Here is a 25,330-nt window from a genome sequence, read left to right as displayed (position 1 = left end):
TCACATAGGCAAATGCTAAAATCAATATATGTGAGAAAGGCAAAAACATGAACGTATGGTTTTGCAAGCGTCCTAGGAGGTGTTTTCAAGTGAAGAAAAAAATTAGTATTTATGCAGTGTTGATAGTCGTGATTTGTTTTATGATGTTATACCGACTAGACGCGTATATTATGAAACCTGGAAGTGCCTATGATGTCAGTAAATTTGTTACTGTGGATAGTAAAGAGGCAGATAGTGAGGGGTCTTTAAGTTTAATGACAGTTGCTATGCAGCAAGCCACACCATTTTCGTATTTGTGGGCGAAAGTTCAAAAATATCAAAAGCTCATGGATATTGAACAAGTACGAAATCCTTTAGAGGATGATGAGGAATATAATATTCGACAGTTAAAGTTAATGTCTGATTCACAATTTAATGCCAAATATGTAGCCTTCCAAAGAGCAGGGCTAGAGACAAAGGTTCTTTTTAATGGTGTATTCATATTAAACGTTTTAGACGGAGGAGCTTCGGACGGTATTTTAAAAGCTGGTGATGAAATTGTCGAGGTTGATGGACAAAGAATAACCAGCCAGCAAATGCTTGTGGATCTATTAAAACCTAAGCAGCTTGGCGATAAGGTAACCATTCAATTTATACGTAATGAAGAACAACACCAGGAGACTATTACACTACAGGAAATTCCTAACGCCCAAGAACATAGAGCGGGTTTAGGTATTTCTTATACTGAAAGCAAATCGATTGAAACTAATCCGAAAGTGACGATGAAAACAGAGGATATAGGGGGACCTTCTGCTGGACTGATGTTTACACTTGAAATATTAGACCAATTACTTGATGAAGATTTAACAAAAGGCTATGCAATTGCTGGAACAGGTGAAATGCTAATAGATGGATCTGTTGGAAGAATTGGTGGAATAGACTATAAGGTTATTGCCGCTGATCGTGACGGCATGGAAATCTTTTTTGCACCAGATGATGAAATCTCTCAAGAAATGAAAGCGAAGTACCCAGAGCTAGAATCGAATTATGCAACGGCTGTCAAAACGGCCAAAGAGATTAAAACAAAAATGAAAATCGTTCCAGTGAAGAGCGTTGACGATGCTATCAATTATTTAAAGCAACTTCAACCTAAATAATATAAAGGGATGCTAAAAGGACTTTAGCATCCCTTTTGATGTCTTTAGCAACGAATAGGTGGTGTTTGATAATCCTTCGGCAGCGTAAAATCCTTTGTTCCTTGCTCGATACTTAAATTATAAAGCTCTGCTGCATGTATATCGATAGCTAACATCGCATCATTTGTAGCTGCAACTCGACTGATTAAGGGTAATTCTATATTCTTTTTTTGCTGACCTAAATAAGCTTGTCCTGTCGAACTCATACCCAATAGCCGAATAAAAGAGGGCGCGTTAAAACTTTGAAGCTGCTTTTTGGTAAACCCTGTATAGATATGTGTTATCATCCGTTGAAGGCGGGTCCAAGTATAACGCTTAGATTTTATTTTTTCCATAAAGCTATAAAATGTAGAGCTGCTTTTGGCTGCCTTTACAATTGCGTTTTCTATGCCCTCTGTTACTTCTGCATAACGAGTAAGTTCTGAAGGGGTATGTCTTATAATGGTGAACTGTAATAACGGCCAAAATGTTTCCCAGCTTGCAAATTGGTTATACTTTGTATGCCAGTCTGTTAAATAATCAAAAGTAGCTGTAGGAACAACATTTTGTACACTTTGTAAAGAATTTGTAGAGGCAAGGGCTTTACGTATGCCAGTGGCACTGGCGATCGATGCATCTTCCTTTAATGCATCATGATATCCTGCTGCAACGCGAGGAATTGTTAATGGTTTAATGTTGCTGTTAAGTGCCCTCGCTGCTTCAAGATAATGAAAGCCCAATATATTATTTGGTTGTGCAAGATCGATGTATGGAGCAGGGTACATCTGAGAAAGCTGTTCATAGGCGTAATGTAGGCTTTTTGGGTAGCTGGCACCTGTTTTAAGGCTGTCTTTAATGAACAGGTCATATTCTGCACGGTGGCTGTCAATCAGCTCGAAAGTGTTTAGAAAGGGCTGTATAGAGCCGTCTTCACTTCCAAAGGCAAAAGAGTTGCAACCAACAGCACTTAATAAGGAAATGGCACCTTTTGCGAAATCTGTAGCAGGTGCTGTACTATAGACATAAGGCAGTTCAATAACAATATCTACACCGCCAGAAAGCGCCATTTTAGTACGTGTCCATTTATCTACCATGGCAGGTTCTCCACGTTGTAAAAATGTGCCGCTCATAACAGCGATTACGAGATCTGCCTGTGCTGCTTTTTTAGCCTGTTCTAAATGATAAGCATGTCCGTTGTGAAAAGGATTATATTCAACAACAATTCCAACTGCTTGCATGCTTCTCCCCCTTATAATTTGTGTCTTTATTTTAAACTGTTAGGAGTAAATACACTTCTTATAGTATATAATTATAGGTGGGTTTTAAAGTGGTGACAAGAAATTATCTTGACATCTATTTTTACACATTATATAATCAACAGTGTTGTCTCGAGGTGATTAAACGAATGAAATGGTCAATTCATCAATTATCTAAATACCGCCAAAACGGGATGCCAATCGATGCCTTTGTCCAGCTGGATGAAGTGATGGAGCGAAACCAGGATATTCGAGCAATTTCGCCCGTTCATGTAAAAGGGCTATGTACTTTTGGTGCATCGCAAATGACATGTCAGTTAACTGTGACAGCAACGTTAACACTACCATGTGCTCGCACATGGGAGGATGTTGAGTTTCCAATTGAAGTTGAGACAGTTGAAATTTTTAGCTGGATTGACGAAGATAAACGAGGAGACGATGACGGAGACATTCACTATATTGACGGTGAAGTCATCGACATGAAACCGGTTCTTGAGGAATTAGTTTTGCTTGAGGTACCAATGCAAGTGTTCAAGGAAGATTCTGAAGGACAAGTGCATGGTGGTAAAAATTGGTCTTATGCAACAGATGAAGACGTAGAGCTACACAAAAAAGCTGACGAACAAAAAGTGGATCCAAGACTAGCTGCTTTAGCTAAGTATTTTGATCAAACAGACGAATAGACGATCTGTAAGGAGGTGCCATCAATGGCTGTACCATTTAGAAGAACTTCTAAAACTGCAAAAAGAAAGCGTCGTACGCATTTCAAATTATCTGTACCTGGTATGGTAACTTGCCCTAACTGTGGTGAGGCTAAATTATCACACCGTGTTTGCAAAGCTTGCGGACAATACAAAGGTAAAGAAGTAGTAAGCAAATAATACAGTGTTTGCTCACTTAAAAGGCTAGTAGAGAGACCATGGCTCTTTACTAGCCTTTTTGTTTGCTTAAAAAGACGGAATATTTCGTTGATTATGAAGTTCTTTACAATAGTGAAATAATTGTGTGATACAATTTATTCATTGTGACAAAGGGGGTAGTAATATGTCTTATACGATTGACAATCATGATGGCATTATGACGTTTACCATTAACCGTGAAGAGAAACGGAATGCTGTCAATGATGAGGTGATGAACGGTCTTCAAGAAGTCATTACATATATTCGTGTGCATGAAGATGTGCGTTTCTTAGTAGTGACTGGTGCTGGCGATAAATCGTTTTGCTCAGGAGGGGATTTATCTGAGTTTCATTCTTTGGAAACAGAGGATGAGGCATTTGGTATGTTAAGTAAGATGGGGAAAATATTATATGACCTTGCTACGCTTCCTGTACCAACTATAGCACTTATAAATGGTACCGCTGTTGGAGGGGGCTGTGAGATTGCAACAGCTTGTGATTTTCGTTTAGTAGCTAGCCATGCGAAATGTGGATTTATCCAAGGAACACTAGCCATTACAAGTGGCTGGGGTGGCGGTACATATTTATTTGAACGAGGTTTGCGTCATGATCGTGCGATGAAGATGCTTGTGGATGCGAAGCCTTACCCTGCGCAATTATTATATGAGATAGGATGGGCTATGCGTGTTTTTGAAGGCTCAAAAGAAGATGCCTTGAACGATTTTATTGAACATATGCGAAAAATTCATCCTTCTGTTCATAAAGCTTATAAGGAGATTGAGCTTAGAAAGTGGCGTGAACGAAATATGTATGAGCGTGTGATGGAAGAAGTTCGTACCTGTGCAAAGTTGTGGGAAAGTGAAGCGCACCATCAAGCGGTTAATAATTTCTTGACAAAGAAGAATAATAAGTAATGTATAAAGACAGTGTTGAGAGTAAAAACATCATCACTGTCTTTTTTCATGCAATGATTCTATTTTGCTTGCTTTTGCATATAGTAGTAAAAAATGCGAGGGTGATAGATTATGGAATTGAAAAAAAGAAAAGATCAATGGACAAAGGAAGATGATGAAAGACTAGCAGAAATCGTATTGCATAATGTGCAAAATGGCAAAACACAGCTAGAGGCCTTTGAGATGGCGGCCATAGAACTAGGTCGTACAAAACAAGCGTGTGGCTTCCGATGGAATAAAACATTGCGTGGTCAATATAGTCAGTCACTACTAGCTGTGCGAAATCAGCCCCAACAATCTATGCGAAGTCATTTGAAATTAGCGTTGACAAGTTTTGACGAATTAACGGAGGCTTATCAAACGCTTGAAATGAAGCATCGGGAATTGCAAAATGAGCATGAGAAGCTAGTGAAATGGCTTCAGCAAGGTTATTCATTAATGAAAGATTAAAATTATGATTACGTGGTTTTTGGAACATGAATTACATTGCTTTTCTTTTATGGACATAAAACCCTTTCTGTATATCGTCAATAATCAGTCTATCCTGTATAATAAAAGAACCTGCGTAGAAGGTGCCTTAGATGTATTCTAAGGCACCTTATTCTTATAGTTTTATGAAAGTATACTATTCAGAGGTGAAGCATCAGATGGGGGTTTTAAAGTCTGCTGTTATAGGAGGCACGCCAAAAAGTGCTTGATGGTGTGAATAGTATCGTGTTGCTTCAAAGTATCACAGAGTGTTTTGAGTATTTTGGAATAATATGGATGTGGTGACATCGAGGAACATTGATCAGTAAAGATGGAGAGGGTGTAGACAATGAAAGTAGCGATAATTGGAGCAGGGGCAGTTGGTCAATTAACAGCAAGTTTTTTAGCGGAGTCTGGTGTACCAGTAACGTTGGTTGCCAGAAGGCAGGAACAAGTAATTGAACTAAATGCCAAGAAGTTAACACGTATCAACGTTGATGGGACTAAAACTGTGCAAAGGATTGTTGCTACTACAGATTTGGCTAATCTACCAAAGCAAGATTTACTAGTGATTGCTGTTAAATACGGACATTTGCAAAAGCTCTACAATCAATTAGCCTTATTCTCAAGTGAAATGCCGTTGCTTTTTATGCAAAACGGCTTAGCGCATTTTGAGGAGGCACTACTCTTGCCACAAAAAAATATCGCCTTTGGTTCAGTGACCTTTGGAGCTCAATTGTTGGACCATTCAACGGTTCAGCATAGAGGAGTAGGACTATGTAAAATAGCAATAGAACGAGGAGAACACCAGGCTTTTCAACAGCTACTACAATTACAACGTTCCTTATTTCCTATTGAATTGGCTAGTAATGCAGAGCAAATGCTTTTTGCAAAAGCGGTACTTAATAGCTTAATTAATCCATTGACAGCTGTATTGCAAGTAAAGAACGGAGAGTTAGTGACTAATCAACAAGCATTTTTACTGCTAGAAAATATTTATCGAGAGCTTACGGAAGCTTTTGAAGATATTGAACACACCATATCTTTTAGTGATGTGATAGACTTATGTAGGAAAACGGCCAACAATACTTCATCTATGCTAGCGGATCGTCTGCAGGGGAGAAAAAGTGAAATCGAAACAATTGTTGGTGTCATTCTAAATAAAGCTTTAGCAAACGGTCATAATTTACCTACTTTGCGTACTTTATATCATCAAGTGCTTGCAATAGAGGAGAGCGGTGAAAGAAGTTGAAAGACCTTTTACATATAGTTATTAGTATCATTATTTTTTGTCCAATTGTTCTTTTCGTAATTGTTTATCTGGTTGGCAGGAAAGTTAAAATTCGAGGCACACATGCTTTTGGAGCAGCCTCTGATGTTACGACATTGTGCTTGTTTTTTTCTGTTCCGTTAGCTATCGGTGTGCTTTGGCGTGTGAATGTTGGGGCGCTTTTAGTGATCCTCGCGATAATGATGGCCATGATTTTTACATATATTGATTGGCGGACTAAAAAGGAAATAGAAGTAAAGCCGTTATTAAAGAAAATTTGGCGTTTTTTATTCTTAATACTTAGTACAGCTTATCTGGTGATATGTATCGTGGGTGTTATCCAATCCATTATGGAATATTTACAGGTTGTCTAAGCATTTTCTTTTCATGTTGAAGCTTTAAGCGTTAAAATAATAGCATTAAAATAGTTATAAAAATCATTCTATGGGGATGAGAATATGGATTGCATTCATAAACCTTCGTAACTAGAAGCGTAGTTCAGTGATATGAGGAAGTGAACCAGCGCATGTTTTTTTGTACCGAAAGCAAAGTTAGGTATAGAAAATCCTTCTCGAGGAAGAACGATGGCTTTAAATCGAAATGACTGCTGCAACATTGTTGCCTAAAAGCCGCTAATAGATGCCGCGGATTTTTTTGAGCAATTTGAATGTCAAGGCAACATTGAAAGCCTCATGTGCATAGTATGAATGAAATTCAATTTCTTGTTATGAGTAAGGAAATGATTTAGTGAGTAGAGGAGTTTATGTTAAATGAAACTGGAGTCAATCCAAGTACCTATAAAAAATCATGTACTAGCAGATTACTGGTCGCCAAATACTGCCATTCATCAATTTTTTGAGTATGAATACAATGATCAAGCTTTTGAGAAAAGAGCGGAGCATTTAGCCCGAAATTCCCGTGATCAAAAAGAGTTAACAACAATCATCCGTCAATTTATGGAGCCGCTGGGGTTATCCAAAAAAGCGAATGAACATTTAGAACAACTAGAGCAAGGAGCTATGGTAATAGTTGGTGGACAACAAGCAGGTATCTTAACAGGCCCTCTTTACTCCGTTCATAAAGCTATTTCAGTTATTGCATTAGCGAAAGAGCAAAGTACGAAGCTTCAACAGCCTGTTATTCCTGTTTTCTGGATAGCTGGAGAAGATCATGACTTAGAAGAAATCAATCACACCTATACGGTACATGGGGAATTGCTGAAAAAAAGAGCTTATGGGGAGCGCTCTAGACGTAAAACGATGGCTTCTGCAACAGCCCTCAACAAAGAGTCGATGACGCAATTAATTAATACAATTATTCGTGATATTGGAGAAACAGAGTATACAGAAACGCTGATTAAGCAACTAGTTGACGCATTGAACAATAGTGAAACATTTACAGATTTCTTTGCCTGTCTAATGAATCAATTATTCAAAGAGGAAGGCTTATTATTAATCGATGCCGCTAACTTTGAATTCCGTCAATTTGAACATAAATATTTTGCTCAAATCATTCAATCCAATGAAGAAATTGCTAGAGTAGTAACGGAACAGGAGCAAGAGCTTGAACGTGCTGGCTATGGTAAGCCTATTTTAGCAACATATGAAGCAGCCAATTTATTTTACGTAGAAGATGGGGAGCGACATCTTTTAGAAAGAAAAAATGATCTGTTTGTTAATTTAGCGGCAAACCTTAAATTTACACAAGAAGAGCTATTAGAAGTGGCGCATAATCATCCTGAACGTTTAAGTAATAACGTAGTAACTCGCCCATTGATGCAGGAGATGACATTGCCAGTATTAGCGTTTGTTGGAGGTCCAGGAGAGCTAGCTTATTGGGCGACACTGAAAAATGCATTTTCAGTATTAGATTTACAAATGCCGATTTTTGCTCCGCGCCTACATATAACTATTGTCACTCGTCATGTAGAGCAATTATTACGCGAGCATCAACTAACTGTTACTGACGTATGGGAAGGGAAAGCATTACACCTGAAAGAACGTTTTATTGCAGATGTACAGGACAGTGAAGCCAAACGCCAAATTCAAGCTATGCAGCAGTTGTTAGTAGAAAAATATGAAGAGCTAGCCTCCTATTTAGAGAAACAGCATCTGCAATTAGATAAGATTCTTGAGAAAAATCAAGAAAATCATGCGAAGCAATTTGACTATCTACAGCAAAAAATAGAACAAACTGTATTAGGTAAGCATGAAACGACGATTCGTAAATTTATGACATTGCAAAATGAATTATATCCTAATGATGGTTTCCAAGAGAGATCCTTTAATCCGTATCAATATTTCAATGAGTTTGGACCTATGTTAATTACTGAAATGCTGAAGCAAAATTATAGCATCGGTAAACACCACTATTTACTTTATTTATAAAATTAATAAACAGATACTTTTTACCTAAGTAGTAATTTGATATCCTGTGAATTTGATGAATAATGTCGAGATAAATAGTATTTAAAGAGCTATCCTACCAGGGGTGGCTCTTTTTTTGTATCATTTAGCACATGTCAAAAAAATTTCTAAAGGTCTAATTGCATATTAAGTGATAAAATGTCAAGTTTTTTTTAAAAAAAGTGGAGGAAAGTGGGGGGATGTGGTACATTATTTAATAAAGTGGGGTGAGTAGTATGTTCATGGGAGAATATCAACACTCCGTTGATGCGAAAGGGCGATTAATCGTACCGGCAAAATTTCGTGAAGCTTTAGGCGAAACGTTTGTTGTCACAAGAGGTCTCGATAACTGTCTATTTGGCTATCCTATGAATGAATGGCGAAAACTCGAAGAGAAATTAAAAGGTTTACCAATGACCAAAAAAGATACACGAGCATTTGCGAGGTTTTTCTTTTCTGGAGCAACAGAGGTAGAGATAGACAAGCAGGGGCGTATCAACATCCCAGCTCCCCTTATGCAGCATGCGCATCTAGTAAAAGAATGTGTGGTGTTGGGTGTTTCAAATCGAATCGAGATTTGGGCTAAGGATGCTTGGGAAGCTTACTTTAGTGAGTCTGAACAATCTTTTAATGAAATTGCAGAAAATATGATTGGCTTTGATTTTTAACTTGTAATAGGCATTACAACGTGATAGTTGAATGAGGTTAAGGCCTGAGAGGAGCGAGTGGTATGTTCGATCATACAACCGTGTTATTAAAAGAAACTGTTGATGGGTTGAACATAGATCCTGATGGTGTATATGTGGACTGTACACTAGGTGGTGCGGGACACAGTGAATATCTAGTACAACAATTATCAGATAAAGGCCGCTTAATTTGTTTTGATCAAGATATGACGGCTATTGAAAATGCGAAAATTCGATTAGCACCTTTTATAGAGCGTGTTACATTTATCCATTCGAATTTCCGTTACTTAAAAGAAGAACTATTAGCTCATGGCATTAAGCAGGTTGATGGTATTTTATATGACTTAGGCGTATCTTCTCCACAATTAGATACACCTGAGAGAGGCTTTAGTTATCACCACGATGCACCACTTGATATGCGTATGGATCAAACTGCAACACTGACAGCATCAGATGTTGTTAATCAATGGGCATACGAAGATCTTGTTCGTATATTTTTCCGTTATGGAGAAGAAAAGTTTTCTAAACAAGTTGCCCGTAAAATTGAAGAGGCTCGAAAAACAGCACCGATTGAAACAACTGGTCAACTTGTAGAATTAATTAAAGAGGGTATTCCAGCAGCGGCACGCCGAAAAGGTGGACATCCGGCAAAGCGCATTTTCCAAGCAATAAGAATTGCTGTTAATGATGAGCTAGGCGCAGCAGAGGATTCATTAGTCGATGCGATTGATATGATTAACGTAGGGGGGCGCATTAGTGTCATTACGTTCCATTCATTGGAGGACCGCCTATGCAAGACAATCTTTAAGGAAGCGTCATCATTACCGGAATTACCGCCAAATTTACCTGTAATTCCTGATGACATGAAGCCAACTTTAAAGCTTATTACACGAAAGCCTATTATTCCTTCTGATGAAGAATTGGCAGTTAATAATCGTGCGCGTTCAGCGAAGCTTAGAGTGGTGGAGAAAATTAACGACAAAGGGCGTGAGTAAATGGCAGCAGTTCGTGTAAGGCAACAGCACCAACATCAACAAGTGCAACAACCGATAACACCACCTAGTCCACAACCCACTATCATACGTCGTAAAAAAACGAACCAGAAGTTTGAAAAGACAATGCTAATTGTTTTAATTGGCATTATTGCTGTACTAGGAATTCTTGTATTAAATAAACAAGCAGCGATTCAAACAACAAGTATAGACATTCAAAAAATCGAATCAGAAGCAGAAGAGATTGCGAAACAGAATGTTGACTTAACGGTTCGTGTAAGTGAACTTTCTACATACGAAAACATATGGAAAAAAGCCAAAGAACTCGGTTTAACTCAAAATGAGAAAAATGTAAAGGTAGTGCCGGGAGAATGAAAAAAAAGAGATTTCGATTCCAATGGGGAGCCTTTCTATTATTAATTTTTTATGGAGGGCTCTTTTTTCTATTATTCACAAGAATGGTGACATTACAGGCTACAGGTGAAGTGGAAGGACAAGAGCTTGCAGCGAGAGCAGCAGCTAAGTATGGTAAGGAAAGTGTAATTACAGCTAATCGTGGGAAGATTTATGATCAAAATGGACAAGTAATTGCAGAGGATACATTGAGTTATCGCATGATTGCCATTGTAAGCGAAAAGGCTACAACAGATCCAAAGAATCCTCGTCATGTAGTGGATTCGGAGAAAACGGCAAAAGTACTAGCGAAATATATTCCAGCGATGAAGGAAAAGGAAGACGAGATTGTTAAAAAATTGAACAATCGATATAGAAGTGATGGTGAACCTTTATATCAAGTTGAGTTTGGTAGCGCAGGCCGTGGCATTAGTCACGAGGTCATGAGTAAAATAAAGGAAGAAAAATTACCAGGAATTCTCTTTGTGAGTGACTTAAAACGGTATTATCCAAATGGTGTATTTGCCTCGCATTTAATTGGCTATGCTCTCAAAAAAGATAATGAAGATGGCACGGTTACAACCAAGGGAGAAATGGGTCTAGAATATACGTATGATAAAGAATTAACAGGCGTTAATGGCAAGGTGGAATATGAGACAGATGCTTTCCGCTATTTGCTTCCAAACAGTGAGAAAATGATTACACCTGCAAAAAATGGGGACGACATTTATTTAACACTTGATAAAACAATCCAAAGCTTCTTAGAGGAAGCAATGACAAAGGTTGAACAGGAATATAATCCTGAGTCCATGACCGCGGTAGTAGCAGATCCGAAGACTGGAAAGATTTTAGCAATGTCACAGCGTCCTACATTTAACCCAGAAACACGTGATAGTCAAAATATGAAGTGGCTGAATGAGGTGATTGAGGAGACAATTGAGCCTGGCTCAACGATGAAAACTTTCACGCTTGCTTCAGCTATCGATACGGGAAAATGGACACCGAATGACTCATTTAAATCAGGATCATATACAGTGTTTGACCGTACGATTCGAGATCACAATAGATATGGTTGGGGTTATATCACTTATTTACAAGGGTTCCAACGCTCTGCCAATACTGCTATGGCCCATTTATTAACAAAGATTGGCGATGATGTATTTATTGATTATCTAGACCGCTTTGGTTTTGGGCACAAAACGGGTATTGATTTACCGAATGAAGCAACAGGTACTATTTTATCGAAGTACCCTATTCAAAGAGTAACAACAACTTACGGCCAAGGTTCTACAGTAACACCTATTCAGTTAATCCAAGCGATGACTGCTATTGCGAATGATGGCAAGATGATGCAACCGTATGTTATCGACCGTATTGTTGATTCTTCTACTGGGAAAATTATTCAAAATCATGAGCCTGTTGAAAAAGGACAGCCGATTAAAGCTGATACAGCGAAACAAGTACGAGAAATCCTAGCTTCAACGTTAACATCAGAATATGGTACAGCTAAGGATTTTATATTGGAGGATTATGAGGTTGCAGGGAAAACGGGTACTGCCCAAATTCCGAAAGCTAGTGGTGGATATCTTTCAAACCAATACCTTTATTCATTTTTAGGTTTGGCTCCTGTAGATGATCCACAGCTAATTGTATATGTCTCAGTGAAAAAACCTAAGCTGAACAATGAGCTTGGATCTGTACCAGTATCAAAAGTCTTTAATCCAGTTATGTTAAATAGCTTAAAGCACCTTAATATCAACCCAGACGATGTTCAACATGTCAATAAAGTCAGTATTCAGGACTTTACAGGTCAAAGTGCTGAAGCGGTTGAAGTAGAATTAGCCAATGATGGTTTACAACCAATTGTTGTTGGTAGTGGTGGTAAAATTATTGAACAATATCCAACGAACACTCAAAAGCTGGTAAAAGGTAGTTTTGTATTTTTAAAGACAGATGGCGAGGTAACATTGCCTGACTTTACGAATTGGTCATTACGTAATTTACTAGTCTTCAAATCTATGACTGGACTAGAGATGGAAATATTCGGCGAAGGTTTTGTAGCAAGTCAAAGCGTTTCAGCTGGAACCGTCATCACTGATAGTTCCCCGATTGTTGTTAAGCTCAAAACACCTGCTGAAAGCTTTGTACAAGACGTTGAAGCTGCCTCTGAGGGTGAAGTTGAAGAAGTAGAGGATGAATAATACTGAATAGAAGTCCACTTTATTTCATACGTTGTAAAAAACAAGGTGTGATGTCGAATGAAGTGGATTTCTATCCATTCTAAAAAGCGTTTACGTATTTTATATGTGTTATTTATGTGTGTAGCAGTGGCAATTGTTGTTAGGTTGTTCTTTTTGCAAGTGTTAGATCAAAAAGAATTGACTACTAAGGCAGAGGAGAACTGGGACAGGGAAATTCCATTTGCGAATGAACGAGGGCATATAACAGATCGAGATGGAGAGAGTATTGTAACTAATAAGCTAGCGCCTACTTTATATTTCATGCCTTCACAAAGTGATGATATTGAAGGAGCTGCTGAAAAAATTGCCCAGGTTCTAGAAGTGGATAAAGCGAAGCTATTAGAGAAAATGCAAAAAAAAGCGTACTTAGTGAAACTAGCACCTGAAGGCAAAAATATACCTTATGAAAAAGCAGTAGAATTACAAGGCATGCAAATTGAAGGATTGTATAGTGGTGTTGATTATTCTAGGGATTATCCTTATGGCACGCTATTATCTCGATTTTTAGGTTTTACGGGGTATGATGCCCAAGGATTAGCTGGGATTGAATATGAATATGATAAATTTCTGCAGGCTAATTCTTCTGCTATCCGTCTCTTTACAGATGCAAAAGGTAATAATTTACCTAATGTTTCAAGTGCTTGGAAAGCAGGAGAAGATGGTGCTACGATCGAGCTAACAATTGACGTTGATGTACAGCAAGTCGTAGAGCGCGAAATATCGCAAGCAATGAAGCGCTATGAAGCTGACCAAGCACTAGCGATTGCGATGAATCCAAACACTGGCGAAATTTTGGCATTAGCCTCTTATCCTACTTTCCACCCAGCGGAATATCAATTAGTAGAGCCAGCCATCTACAATCGAAATTTACCTGTATGGATGACGTATGAGCCCGGTTCTACTTTTAAAATTATTACCCTTAGTGCTGCGTTGGAAGAAAACTTAGTGGATTTGGAGCATGAAACCTTTTATGATCCAGGTTATACGATGGTGGCGGGAGCAAAGCTTCGCTGTTGGAAACGTGAAGGACATGGGCATGAAACCTTTTTAGAGGTGGTTGAGAACTCCTGTAACCCAGGCTTTATAGAATTAGGTCAGCGTCTAGGCAATGAGCGATTACTACAATATATTAAAGACTTTGGTTTTGGAAAAAAGACAGGGTCTAATATAGCTGGTGAAGCATCGGGTATTTTATTTTCTAAGGATGCCTTTGGCCCTGTTGAGCAGGCCACCACTTCATTTGGGCAAGGGGTAGCCGTGACACCTATTCAACAAGTTCAAGCTGTAGCTGCTGCCATAAATGGAGGCAAGCTTTATACGCCATATGTTGTGAAAAAGGTATTTAATCCAAATACAGGTGAAGTCATACAAGAAACGCAACCAGTTGTTAAAAATCAGGTAATTCGTGAAGAAACCTCTGCTAAGGTTCGAGGTGCTTTGGAATCAGTAGTAGCGAATGGTTCAGGTCGACAAGCCTTTCGTGATGGACTGCGAATTGGTGGTAAAACTGGAACAGCGCAAAAAGTTGAAAATGGCCGTTATAAAAGTGGAGAATACATCGTATCCTTTATTGGCTTTGCACCAGCAGACAATCCGCAAATTGTTGTCTATGTAGCTGTTGACAATCCGAAAAAGACAACCCAGTTTGGTGGTGTTGTAGCAGCACCTATAGTGGGGCAAATTATTGAGGATGTTGCGCCTTTTGTAGGTATTGAAAAATCGAAGGAACAACTGGAAAAGGATTATCGTTATGGTGACCCAATTACTGTGAAGGTACCGAATTTTATTGGTCAAACAAAGGATGATATTGCCAAGCAGTTTTATCCATTCCGTATTGAATGGCATGGAGAAGGGACTAAAATTGGTAATCAATTACCTGAAGTGGATAGTGTTATCAAACAAGATGGTACCATTCATTTATATTTGGAGAACTAAAATAACTTTACCTTTAAAAAATGGGAAAGAACCACTATTATTATGAAGGGTAGTAATAATAAAATGAAAGTTAATGCTTTTTTCTTAAAGAAGAAAGTGAAACAAGATTTAAAGGAGATTTTTCAATGAAACTCGCAACAACACTTACCATTTTAGCTCTTGCTTTTATAGTAACAGTTATCCTGGCACCAATTAGTATTCCACTTCTTCGTCGTCTAAAGTTTGGGCAAAGTATTCGAGAAGAGGGACCAAAATCACATATGAAAAAAGCTGGTACACCAACAATGGGGGGAATCATTTTCTTAATATCCATCCTCGTAACAACTGTTGGTGTAGGTAGCTTTTTAGATTTATTAACGACACAGACCGTAGTACTTTTGTTAGTATTAGCAGGATTCGGCTTAATAGGTTTATTAGATGATGGTTTAAAGGTTGTATTTAAAAGAAATTTAGGTTTAACCTCTCTTCAAAAATTGATTGGTCAAATTGTTATTGCTATTCTTGCGTATTTCCTTCTACATGTAGGATCGTTTGATACAACGTTAGCTATTCCATTTACGGAGTGGACCATTGATCTAGATGTATTCTATGTAGCCTTTTTAATTTTTTGGTTAGTAGGCTTCTCCAATGCAGTGAATTTGACAGATGGACTAGACGGGCTAGTGGCGGGTACTGCCTCCATTGCCTTTGCAGCATTTGGTGTTATTGCGCTATTCCAAAGTCAGGCAGATATTGCACTATTTTCGTTTGCTGTAACAGGTGCTTTATTAGGCTTTTTATTATTTAATGCAAATCCTGCAAAGGTATTTATGGGGGATACGGGGTCATTAGCATTAGGTGGAGCATTAGCTATGGTATCTGTCTTAGTAAAAGAAGAATTCTTGCTTTTACTAGTTGGCTTAGTGTTTGTGATCGAAACACTTTCCGTTATTTTGCAGGTAGGTAGCTTTAAGCTTCGAAAAAAGCGTATTTTTAAAATGAGCCCTATTCATCATCATTTTGAATTATCGGGTTGGTCAGAATGGAAAGTAGTGCTTGTCTTCTGGTCAACTGCCTTAGCAGTAGCATTAATTGCAGTCTTATCGGAGGCGTTCTAATGAAAAACTATACAGATTTACAACATAAAAAAGTACTTGTGTTAGGTCTAGCAAAAAGTGGTGTGGCCGCTGCTGAAATTTTACATGAGCTTGGTGCATTTGTAACAGTAAATGATTCAAAACCATTTGATGAAAGTCCAGATGCACAAGGGCTCTTACAGAAGGGGATTACAGTTATCTGTGGTCGCCATCCTGAAGATTTACTTGATGAAGGCTTTGAGTTAGTGGTAAAAAATCCAGGTATACCTTATAGCAATCGAATTGTGGCTGATGCCCTTAGTCGAGAGATTCCAGTCTGGACAGAGATTGAGCTAGCTTTTTTAATTAGTGATGCACCATTTATTGGTATAACAGGCTCAAATGGCAAAACAACGACGACAACTTTAATATTCGACATGTTAAGTAACGGAAGTAAAAATCCTTTAATTGCTGGAAATATTGGGACAGTTGCTTGTGGCGTCGCAAAAGAAGCTAATCAAGATGACATCATTGTAACAGAATTGTCTTCTTTCCAATTGATGGGGATTAAAACGTTTAAGCCTAAAATTGCTATTTTGACGAATCTTTATGATGCGCATCTAGACTATCATGGAACATTTAATAACTATGCTGAAGCGAAGTTTGGCGTAACTCGTAATCAAGATGACAGTGATTATTTTATTTATAATGCCGACCAACCGATAGTGGTTGGATATGCAGCACAATCTCATGCACAGAAGATTCCATTCAGTTCGAAGGGGCGTACTGCAAATGGAATTAGTGCAGATGATACAACAATTTATTGGCAAGGTGAACCATACATGGATCGCGCGAACATTGCCTTGCCTGGTAAGCATAATTTAGAAAATATCCTAGCAGCCGTGGCAGCCTGTATTTTAGTTGGCTGTGACAAAGAGAAGATGGAAGAGGTTTTAGCGACATTTGGTGGAGTTAGACACCGTACACAATTCGTACGTGAATGGAACGGTCGTAAGATTTACAACGACTCTAAGGCAACCAATTGCTTAGCGACAAAGAGTGCTTTAGATGCTTTCCAAGCTCCTGTCATTTTACTCGCAGGTGGCTTAGATCGTGGACATTCTTTCGAAGAGCTTCGCCCTTGTATGAGTCATGTAAAGGGTGTTGTTGCGTTTGGAGAAACTGGCTTACGATTTGTAGAATTTGCAAAATCGTGTGGTGTCCAACATACCGTCATTGCTCAAAATGTAGAAGACGCTGTTCAATATGCAGCACCGATGTCTGCAGAAGGAGATGTTATTTTACTATCTCCAGCATGTGCAAGTTGGGATCAATATGACAGCTTTGAAATACGTGGAGATGTTTTTATTGATGCTGTAATGAAGCTGTAATGAGCCTGTAACTATTTTAGAATATACTTGACTTGGAAGGATGGCATTACTGAGAGGTAAAGAAAGCTACTTATTGCTCGTCACAACTTTGATGCTATCAATAATCGGCATTATTTTCGTCTATTCTGCAGGTACCTATTGGAGTGCCGTTCATTATAGTGGAAAAATGCCGTTTTATATGAAGCAAAGCGTATACTTTGTGGTAGCCATTGTCGTATTTTTAATCACGATTCGATTAAATATTTTGAGAGAGCAGTCCTTTTGGAAAATGGCCTATATATTTTCGTTAATTTTACTCGTTCTCGTCCTGATTCCTGGTATAGGATTGGTGCGAAATGGTTCGCAAAGCTGGATTGGTGTGGGTCCATTAACAATACAGCCGGCAGAGCTAACGAAAATTACCGTCATTGTGTACTTGAGCCATATATTAGCCCAACATAAAACGGGCACTCCTGTTGTTAACTGGCGACATGGTTTTATCCTGTTACTTCCTGTTGTTCTTATCATGTTGCAGCCGGATTTTGGCTCAGTATTTATTCTCGTTGTATCTGTGTTTTTATTGTTTTTTGTCGCTGGCTATCCTCTAAAATTATACGCCATGATTATGCTAGCTGGTGTCGCTGGATTAGTAGGTCTCATAGCGACAGCGCCATATCGTCTAAAGCGTATAGAAGCATTTCTTGATCCATGGGCTGATCCCTTGGTTAGTGGGTTCCAAGCGGTGCAATCTTTAATGGCTATCGGTCCAGCAGGGATTTTTGGGCATGGCTTTGGACAAAGCCGACAAAAGTTTCTGTATTTACCAGAGCCTCAAAATGATTTTATTTACGCCATTATTTTAGAAGAAGTCGGATTGATTGGTGGCCTCGTTATTTTACTGCTTTTTGTACTAACGATCTATGCAGGCTATAGATTTGCTGTACAGGCTAAAAACCGAACGTCCTATTATGCGATTATCGGGCTAGTCACAATGCTTATGGTGCAGGCTTTTCTAAATATAGCCGTAGTAATAGGTTTAGTGCCAGTAACGGGTGTCACATTACCTTTTATTAGCTATGGTGGAACATCTTTAGTAACAATGTGGTTAATAATAGGTATTATTTATCAATTAGCGAAATAAATATAAAGGAGGAGTACTTTTATGGAGAAAGTAATTGATATAGAAGAACGCATACCTACGCTAAAAAAGCGACGAAAAAAGCGTACAAACCGGAAATTTATAGTGCTAATATTACTTTTCTTTATTGTGTTAGCAGTACTCCTTTATTTTCAATCTCCATACAGTAACATCAATAAAATCACTGTCAATGGTGCGAAGCTAGCGAATGACCAATATTATTTGGAGGCAAGTACTCTTGCGCCAGGAAAATCAATGTGGAGTTTCAAAGTGGAAGATATTGAACAGATTTTATTAAAGGATAAATGGGTAAAAGAAGTACAGGTTAACCGTAACTGGTTACAGGGCGTAACAATTGATATTAAAGAATGGAAAAAAGTTGCGTACTTAGCTGGGGATGGGACTTATTATCCTTTGCTAGAAAACGGCAAGCGCTTTGAACAAACGGGAAATGATACACCCATTGATGCACCTGTTTTTATCGGGATAACTGGTGAAAAGACAATTAATAAGCTTGTTGAACAGCTAGCACAATTAAAGCCCGAAGTATTAGCTTTAATTTCACAGGTTAACACGAATAGTAATGAAGCTAATCCAAATGCAGTCAAGCTTTATATGAATGATGGCTACGAAGTACGTGCTGTTATTCAGACACTAGCGGAAAAGTTAAATTACTACCCCTCTATCGTCGCACAAATTGCTAACTTAGAAAAAGGTGTGATTGATTTAGAGGTCGGTTCATACTATCGTCCTTTTAACGAGGAATACAACAAGATTAGTATTGACATGGAAGTAAATGCAGATGGTGAAATGGTTAACCAGGAAGTGACAGAAGATGAACAACAAGAAGACGAATAGCAAAGGTAGTTTTTTTACTAGAAAACAATTCGAATTACTAATTGTTTGTGTAACAACAGGATTTATCATCGGCTATTCATACAACCAGGCGAAAGATAATCGAGAAGCAGGCACTATTAATTCTGAGCTTTTTGAGCAAGAAGATTCTTATCGTGAGGAGCTAATCACTCAACAAGAGCGCAATAAAGAACTTACGGAAGAACTAAATCATTTACAAGAACAAATTCGGAAGTATGAAAAATCCTTTGCTTCAAACGAAAAGGACTACAAGAAGCTTGTTGAGCAAGCAGAAGATTTACGGCTTTTACTCGGTGAACTAAAGAGTGAGGGGAAGGGCATACGCATAACCCTTCAAGATGGAGACTATGATCCAAAATCCTTAAATCCAAATGACTATATTGTCCATGAAAGTCATGTATTTAAATTGTTAAATGAACTAAAAATTTCAGGCGCGCAAGCTATTGCTATTAATGGACAACGTGTATTAGCGAGTTCTTATATTCGCTGTAATGGCCCAGTAATAACAATTGATGGTACACAACATCCAGCTCCGTTTGTAATCGAAGCGGTTGGTGATTCAGATACATTAATAGCTTCTTTAAACTTAAACGGGGGCGTGGTGGATCAATTACTAAATGACAATATTGTTGTGTCACTTGAAGAAAATCAGAAGCTTACCATGCCAAAAGTAAAAATAGAAAGTTAGGACAAGTTCTATACTTTAAACTTCATGTTTAATTTAGCCTTCAGTTATATAGTCGATTGTAGAAAATTATACAATTCAAAGTCGTATTCTGAGGGGCATACGATACGTCTAGGAGGGGCTATTTTGAAAAGAAATATGTACACCCGAATAACGATCGTGCTATTTATTATCGGTTTGATGATAGCGGTACAATACAATACCATACAAAAACCAGCTGAGCGAGATACACGAGATATTTGGGCAATAAGAGAGGAATTAGCACAAGAAAAACAAAGACATTCCGCACTACTGGCAGAAATTCGCTCACTTCATGAAGTAGTGGATCGCTATGAGCAATCTGAAAAAGTAAATCAGCAAGCAGCTTTAAATGAAACATTAAATCGTTTAAAGCTACAAGCAGGATTAACAGAAGTTATAGGGCCAGGTGTTGTACTTCGAGTTGAACCTGCACCTGAACTGATAGAAATGGGCTATGAAATTAAAGAGATTTCACCCGATTTGTTAACTCAATTATTGAATACCCTTTTTAAGAACAATGCTACTAATGTCTCAATTGATGGTAATCGGGTAGTACAAACAACAGCCATACGGGATATTAATGGTAAGACAACAGTAAACAGTATACCACTGTCTTCGCCTTCATTTGAGATATTTGTTGGGACAAGCGATTATAAAGCAGCACAAAAAATGTATAATTCCTTGCAGGCCTCAACATTTATAGACTCATTTTATTTAGACAATTTTAATTTAGTAATTGAAGAACCAATTGAACAGTTACAAATTCCAGCATTTGATCAGCCGTTGACAAATGATTATTTAGCAGAGGTAAAAAAAGGAGATTAATATATGTGGCTACCATTTTTAGGTTTGGTATTTGGACTTGCCCTTGGCTTGTTAACAAATATACAAATCCCCTCTATGTATGAAAATTATCTGTCAATAGCTGTTTTAGCAGCTTTAGATACATTATTTGGAGGTATTCGTGCTCAATTACAGCAAGTTTACGATGATAAAGTTTTTGTATCAGGATTCTTTTTTAATATAGTTCTAGCAGCAGGATTAGCTTTTATAGGAGTGAATTTGGGGATAGATTTGTATTTAGCAGCGATTTTCGCTTTTGGAGTACGTTTATTCCAAAATATAGCAATTATTAGGCGTATATTACTAACTCGGTTAGATGAGAAACGTCACAAGCGGACAAAAACTTCCATAGAATGAGAGAAAAATTGACCAAAATACTCGATTTGCTTAGACATTATGCCAAATTTACAATAGAATGAAAACAAGAGCATTTTTCAAGGAGGTGCAGCGAATTGAATCAGCAAGATTTATACATTTCCCTTGATATTGGGTCCTCCTCTGTCAAGGTATTAATAGGTGAAATGAGTGACGGGCAATTACATGTAATTGGCGTCGGAAATGTAAAGTCGAATGGAGTTCGAAAAGGTGCAATTGTTGATATTGATGCAACAGTACAATCTATTCGAAAAGCAATAGAACAGGCCGAACGAATGACTGGTTATCAAATCCATGAAGTCGTTTTAGGCGTTCCAGCTAACCAGACGATGTTACAGCTAGTTAAAGGTGTTGTCGCTGTAAATAGTGAAAATAGAGAAATTACAGATGATGATTTAGACAGAGTGGTAGAATCTGCACAAGTCATGTCAATACCTCCTGAACGTGAATTAGTTAACATCATTCCAAGACAGTTTATTGTGGACAACCTTGATGAAATTAAAGATCCTCGTGGTATGATTGGCATCCGTCTTGAAATGGATGCAACAATGATAACGACATCCAAAACGCTTTTACACAATGTTCTTCGCTGTGTTGAGCGAGCGGGTTTAAGTATACGAGAAATATATTTGCAGCCATTAGCATCAGGCTACTTTGCATTAACAGAAGATGAAAAAAACCAAGGAACTGCCTTTATTGACTTAGGTGGCGGATCTACAACAATTGCAGTTTTTGAAGAGGGATTATTAACGCATACGGGTGTCATACCAGTTGGTGGTGATCATATAACGAAAGATATTTCAATCGTTTTAAAAACACCAACAGAACAAGCAGAACAAATTAAACACCAGTTTGGACATGCCTTTTATGATGACGCATCAGATGACGAACTCTTTGAAGTGCCTGTCGTGGGTACAGATTCTACTGATCAGTACAGCCAACGTTATATATCGGAGATTATTGGTGCTAGATTAGAAGAATTACTAGAGTTAGTTATAGATGAATTAGCACGTTTAGGTGTTAGAGATTTACCAGGCGGTGTAGTTTTAACTGGTGGTGTTGCAAAGCTTGAGGGGATTGCCCAATTAGCACGTCAAATTCTACAAACGCGTGTTAGAATCTATACACCCGATTATATCGGTGTTAGAGAGCCTTCATTTGCGACGGCAGTTGGACTTATTCGTTACGCCTATTTAGAAGATGATTTTTACGGTAAAAGTACGAATACGCAGCCTGTTGAATATGCAGTTGTAGGGGCTCAACCAGCTATAAGCAAAAAGCAAGAGTATTCTGCACCTTCAGAACCAAAAGAAAGCGTAATTGGGAGAGCAAAAAAATTATTTGATAAGTTTTTTGATTAACTAGAATGCGTAATGAATGATACAGAGTCGAGTTACCGTGGGAGGAAAAAGAGATGTTAGAATTTGATACAAGTGTTGATGAACTTGCAGTAATAAAGGTCATAGGTGTTGGTGGCGGCGGTAACAACGCTGTCAATCGAATGATAGAACATGGTGTACAAGGTGTTGACTTTATCGCAGTTAACACGGATGCTCAGGCATTAAATTTATCCAAAGCGGAAGTAAGGCTACAAATTGGGGCTAAATTAACGCGTGGATTAGGTGCAGGTGCAAATCCAGAAGTAGGAAAAAAAGCTGCTGAAGAGAGCAGAGAACAGCTAGAAGAGGTTTTACGAGGCGCCGATATGGTATTCGTGACTGCTGGTATGGGCGGTGGAACGGGTACTGGGGCAGCTCCAGTGATTGCACAAATTGCACGTGAATTGGGAGCCCTAACAGTAGGTGTTGTCACACGTCCATTTACTTTTGAAGGTCGTAAACGTCAAACACAAGCAATCGGTGGAATTGGCGGTATGAAAGAAGCAGTAGATACACTGATTGTGATACCAAACGACAAGCTACTACAAATAGTTGATAAATCAACACCAATGTTAGAAGCCTTTAGAGAAGCCGATAATGTATTACGTCAAGGTGTACAAGGTATTTCAGATTTAATTGCTACACCTGGTCTTATTAACTTAGACTTTGCAGACGTGAAAACGATTATGTCCAACAAAGGTTCAGCCTTAATGGGAATTGGTATTGCAACAGGTGAAAACAGAGCTTCTGAGGCTGCAAAGAAAGCTATTTCAAGTCCATTGCTTGAATCATCCATTGATGGTGCTAAAGGTGTCCTTATGAACATTACAGGTGGTTCAAATCTTAGCTTATTTGAAGTACAAGAAGCAGCAGATATCGTAGCTTCTGCATCAGATGAAGAGGTAAATATGATTTTCGGTTCTGTAATTAATGAAAATCTTAAAGATGAAATCATTGTTACAGTTATTGCGACAGGCTTCACAGAGGAAGCTTTACAGCAACAACGACCTACAGCAAAACCGACACTTAATATGAACAGACAATCTGCTCCACAGCAACAAGCACCTATTCGTGAACAACGACAAGAAATGCATGTTCAACATGAGCAGCCACGTCAAAATCAGCAAAATTATGCACAGGATGACATGCTTGAGGTTCCGGCATTTTTACGTAACCGCAAAAATCGTGGTTAATTAACTTCTAAAAAGCTCGTATTTTACATATGTAAAATACGAGCTTTTTATATTGTCTGCCATGATGTTCAAATGTGTAAGGAAACCATGTTTTTTGTCAAAACATTTTTAGGAAATGATGCGATTGTTTGACAATATTTGTGGGAGTAACGTGCTAACTTTGTAAGTAGGAGGCGGCTGTTATGTATGGAGAATGGCTGGTGCTCATTAATACGCTTTTTAATCTAGCGATACTCACGTTTACGGCAAGAGTAACAGGAGTCCTTGTAAAAAATTCAAGATTATTAATGAGTTCTATTTGTAGTAGTTTTGTAGCTGTCATTGGCGGTCAAATGCTGTGGACGACAATTCTTAGTTTTATATTGTTAATTGGTATAGCGTTTCACTTTAAGATTCGAAGCTTTCAGAAGCAAGGACCTATTGTGTTAACAGCAACGATCGTTATTGGCGGATTGTTAACAGCACTACAACCTTTATTAAAAAATCTTTCTTCCACCCATTTCATTATGATTTGCTTTTTGCTTGCAGTTTTAAATCTTATTGCATTTTATAAGCAATGGGGTTTTGTAAAATTAGAACGCTTAAGTGGTCAATTTGTATTTGATACAACTTTAACAATCTTTGGGGCAAGGATACCACTTTCTGCCTTTGTAGATACAGGAAATCAAGCCATTGAGCCATTATCAGGAAAGCCGGTTCATTTTGTTTCCTATACTGCTTTGAGACCACATTTACCTTCAGCGTTCCGGGAATCATTAATGGAATGGCAAGAAACAGATCCGTACAATGTATCTATGTTTTCAGAAGATTATCAGCGTTATATACGATTTATTCATGTCAATACAGTACAGCAGCAAACCGTTGTCCTTGGTTTTCGCTTTGATGAGTGGCATATAAAGGGGGAGCCTTCGCAAGTGAAAATGAATGAATATATCGTATTAACCAAAAAAGCTAAAAATTTTCCACATAGCACAGCAGCAATTTTACATTTTTCAGCGCTTTCAAATAACTCATAGAGGGGGAGAACTATTGCTTCTTAGGCTACTTGCTAGCTTGAAAAAATTATGGAGTAAGTTTCGGAGTCGTGAAACGTACTATATAGGGGGAAATGATTCATTGCCAGTGCCATTAAGTCGAGAAGAAGAAGTTACAGTCATTGCATCCTTTATGAATGGTGATTTACGAGCTAGAGACACACTAATTGAACGTAATTTACGTCTTGTTGTTTATATTGCTAGACGTTTTGATAATACGGGAACGCCAATCGAAGACTTAATCAGCATTGGCTCCATTGGTTTAATAAAAGCAATTGAGACGTTCAATACGGATAAAAATATTAAGCTTGCAACATACGCATCACGCTGTATTGAAAATGAAATTTTAATGCATTTACGAAAAACAAGTCGTATGAAGGGTGAAGTATCCTTAGATGAGCCACTAAATTCTGATGCAGATGGAAATGAATTATTACTGTCAGATATTTTAGGAACAGAAGAGCATATTATTTTAGATAATGTGGAGAAAAAAATTGAACGTCAGCATATGTTCCACGCTATTAATTTACTAGGTGCGCGTGAACGTTATATTATGGAATGTCGCTTTGGTCTCAATGGAAAAGTTGAAATGACACAAAAAGAAGTTGCAGATCATTTAGGCATATCGCAATCATATATTTCCCGTTTAGAAAAGAAAATTATTCAAGATTTACGTGAAAATTTAAATCAACCAATTTCTTAGAAAGGGAA

At 38.1% G+C, this 25,330-nt stretch carries 25 protein-coding genes; 24 read left to right on the top strand and 1 reads right to left on the bottom strand.

What is annotated here, in order from left to right; all coding sequences use genetic code 11:
• Positions 1–89: 89 nt before the first annotated feature.
• A complete protein-coding gene (locus C7B89_RS11855) occupies positions 90–1,136 on the top strand; it encodes a SepM family pheromone-processing serine protease (RefSeq protein WP_048394679.1) in 1,047 nt (348 codons plus the stop codon).
• A 44-nt stretch (positions 1,137–1,180) separates the two neighbouring features.
• Here C7B89_RS11855 and C7B89_RS11850 read toward each other — a convergent pair whose 3' ends face one another.
• Positions 1,181–2,392 (bottom strand): nucleotidyltransferase, encoded by a 1,212-nt coding sequence (locus tag C7B89_RS11850; protein WP_103117539.1) that lies wholly within the window; start codon positions 2,390–2,392, stop codon positions 1,181–1,183.
• A 167-nt stretch (positions 2,393–2,559) separates the two neighbouring features.
• Here C7B89_RS11850 and C7B89_RS11845 point away from each other — a divergent pair, with 167 nt between their 5' ends.
• The 23 genes from C7B89_RS11845 to sigE all read left to right on the top strand — a co-directional run bounded on the left by C7B89_RS11845 (position 2,560) and on the right by sigE (position 25,322).
• Positions 2,560–3,093, top strand: coding sequence for a YceD family protein (locus tag C7B89_RS11845; protein WP_004224818.1), 534 nt, complete (start codon positions 2,560–2,562; stop codon positions 3,091–3,093).
• A gap of 24 nt (positions 3,094–3,117) precedes the next feature.
• Positions 3,118–3,291: a 50S ribosomal protein L32 gene (gene rpmF / locus C7B89_RS11840; RefSeq protein ID WP_004224819.1), complete on the top strand. Its 174-nt coding sequence runs from the start codon at positions 3,118–3,120 to the stop codon at positions 3,289–3,291.
• 163 nt (positions 3,292–3,454) lie between these two features.
• Positions 3,455–4,222, top strand: a complete 768-nt coding sequence (locus tag C7B89_RS11835; protein WP_115673797.1) for an enoyl-CoA hydratase/isomerase family protein — start codon at positions 3,455–3,457, stop codon at positions 4,220–4,222.
• 111 nt (positions 4,223–4,333) lie between these two features.
• Positions 4,334–4,711 carry a transcriptional regulator gene (locus C7B89_RS11830; protein ID WP_004224822.1) on the top strand — a complete coding sequence of 126 codons (378 nt, stop codon included), beginning with the start codon at positions 4,334–4,336 and terminating at the stop codon, positions 4,709–4,711.
• A gap of 367 nt (positions 4,712–5,078) precedes the next feature.
• Complete coding sequence (locus C7B89_RS11825) at positions 5,079–5,981, top strand: ketopantoate reductase family protein (protein WP_115673796.1); 903 nt, start codon at positions 5,079–5,081, stop codon at positions 5,979–5,981.
• Positions 5,978–6,373: a DUF3397 domain-containing protein gene (locus tag C7B89_RS11820; RefSeq protein WP_048394673.1), complete on the top strand. Its 396-nt coding sequence runs from the start codon at positions 5,978–5,980 to the stop codon at positions 6,371–6,373. The genes C7B89_RS11825 and C7B89_RS11820 overlap by 4 nt, the downstream gene beginning before the upstream one ends.
• A gap of 396 nt (positions 6,374–6,769) precedes the next feature.
• Positions 6,770–8,386, top strand: coding sequence for a bacillithiol biosynthesis cysteine-adding enzyme BshC (gene bshC / locus C7B89_RS11815; protein ID WP_115673795.1), 1,617 nt, complete (start codon positions 6,770–6,772; stop codon positions 8,384–8,386).
• A gap of 254 nt (positions 8,387–8,640) precedes the next feature.
• Positions 8,641–9,072 carry a division/cell wall cluster transcriptional repressor MraZ gene (mraZ, locus tag C7B89_RS11810; protein ID WP_115673794.1) on the top strand — a complete coding sequence of 144 codons (432 nt, stop codon included), beginning with the start codon at positions 8,641–8,643 and terminating at the stop codon, positions 9,070–9,072.
• Between the two features lie 62 nt (positions 9,073–9,134).
• Positions 9,135–10,085 carry a 16S rRNA (cytosine(1402)-N(4))-methyltransferase RsmH gene (gene rsmH / locus C7B89_RS11805; RefSeq protein WP_115673793.1) on the top strand — a complete coding sequence of 317 codons (951 nt, stop codon included), beginning with the start codon at positions 9,135–9,137 and terminating at the stop codon, positions 10,083–10,085.
• Positions 10,086–10,457, top strand: a complete 372-nt coding sequence (gene ftsL / locus C7B89_RS11800; protein WP_004224836.1) for a cell division protein FtsL — start codon at positions 10,086–10,088, stop codon at positions 10,455–10,457.
• Complete coding sequence (locus tag C7B89_RS11795) at positions 10,454–12,676, top strand: penicillin-binding protein (RefSeq protein WP_115673792.1); 2,223 nt, start codon at positions 10,454–10,456, stop codon at positions 12,674–12,676. Before ftsL ends, C7B89_RS11795 begins: the two co-directional genes overlap by 4 nt.
• 57 nt (positions 12,677–12,733) lie before the next feature.
• On the top strand, positions 12,734–14,650 hold the full coding sequence (locus C7B89_RS11790) for a stage V sporulation protein D (protein WP_048394665.1): 1,917 nt from the start codon (positions 12,734–12,736) through the stop codon (positions 14,648–14,650).
• 125 nt (positions 14,651–14,775) lie between these two features.
• Positions 14,776–15,747 carry a phospho-N-acetylmuramoyl-pentapeptide-transferase gene (gene mraY / locus C7B89_RS11785; protein ID WP_048394663.1) on the top strand — a complete coding sequence of 324 codons (972 nt, stop codon included), beginning with the start codon at positions 14,776–14,778 and terminating at the stop codon, positions 15,745–15,747.
• Entirely contained in the window at positions 15,747–17,096 is a 1,350-nt protein-coding gene (gene murD, locus C7B89_RS11780; RefSeq protein ID WP_048394660.1) for a UDP-N-acetylmuramoyl-L-alanine--D-glutamate ligase, read from the top strand. The genes mraY and murD overlap by 1 nt, the downstream gene beginning before the upstream one ends.
• A gap of 40 nt (positions 17,097–17,136) precedes the next feature.
• Positions 17,137–18,216 (top strand): putative lipid II flippase FtsW, encoded by a 1,080-nt coding sequence (gene ftsW, locus C7B89_RS11775; protein WP_115673791.1) that lies wholly within the window; start codon positions 17,137–17,139, stop codon positions 18,214–18,216.
• Between the two features lie 21 nt (positions 18,217–18,237).
• Positions 18,238–19,071 (top strand): cell division protein FtsQ/DivIB, encoded by an 834-nt coding sequence (locus C7B89_RS11770; RefSeq protein WP_048394656.1) that lies wholly within the window; start codon positions 18,238–18,240, stop codon positions 19,069–19,071.
• The gene (locus C7B89_RS11765) at positions 19,049–19,777 is read left to right on the top strand and encodes a DUF881 domain-containing protein (RefSeq protein ID WP_048394654.1); all 729 of its coding nucleotides are present in this window, start codon (positions 19,049–19,051) and stop codon (positions 19,775–19,777) included. The genes C7B89_RS11770 and C7B89_RS11765 overlap by 23 nt, the downstream gene beginning before the upstream one ends.
• Before the next feature lie 123 nt (positions 19,778–19,900).
• Positions 19,901–20,620 carry a DUF881 domain-containing protein gene (locus tag C7B89_RS11760; protein WP_036077135.1) on the top strand — a complete coding sequence of 240 codons (720 nt, stop codon included), beginning with the start codon at positions 19,901–19,903 and terminating at the stop codon, positions 20,618–20,620.
• A 3-nt stretch (positions 20,621–20,623) separates the two neighbouring features.
• Positions 20,624–20,995: a small basic family protein gene (locus tag C7B89_RS11755; RefSeq protein WP_115673790.1), complete on the top strand. Its 372-nt coding sequence runs from the start codon at positions 20,624–20,626 to the stop codon at positions 20,993–20,995.
• Positions 20,996–21,090: 95 nt separating this feature from the next.
• Positions 21,091–22,374 (top strand): cell division protein FtsA, encoded by a 1,284-nt coding sequence (ftsA, locus tag C7B89_RS11750; protein WP_004224856.1) that lies wholly within the window; start codon positions 21,091–21,093, stop codon positions 22,372–22,374.
• A 53-nt stretch (positions 22,375–22,427) separates the two neighbouring features.
• On the top strand, positions 22,428–23,585 hold the full coding sequence (gene ftsZ, locus C7B89_RS11745; protein ID WP_004224858.1) for a cell division protein FtsZ: 1,158 nt from the start codon (positions 22,428–22,430) through the stop codon (positions 23,583–23,585).
• Between the two features lie 182 nt (positions 23,586–23,767).
• Positions 23,768–24,601 (top strand): sigma-E processing peptidase SpoIIGA, encoded by an 834-nt coding sequence (locus C7B89_RS11740; RefSeq protein WP_115673789.1) that lies wholly within the window; start codon positions 23,768–23,770, stop codon positions 24,599–24,601.
• A 13-nt stretch (positions 24,602–24,614) separates the two neighbouring features.
• A complete protein-coding gene (gene sigE / locus C7B89_RS11735; protein ID WP_009373518.1) occupies positions 24,615–25,322 on the top strand; it encodes an RNA polymerase sporulation sigma factor SigE in 708 nt (235 codons plus the stop codon).
• Positions 25,323–25,330: the final 8 nt, after the last annotated feature.

The sequence above is a fragment of the Lysinibacillus capsici genome, from assembly GCF_003367505.1.
GTDB classification, from domain to species: domain Bacteria; phylum Bacillota; class Bacilli; order Bacillales_A; family Planococcaceae; genus Lysinibacillus; species Lysinibacillus capsici.
This window is presented reverse-complemented; position numbering and strand designations above follow the sequence as displayed.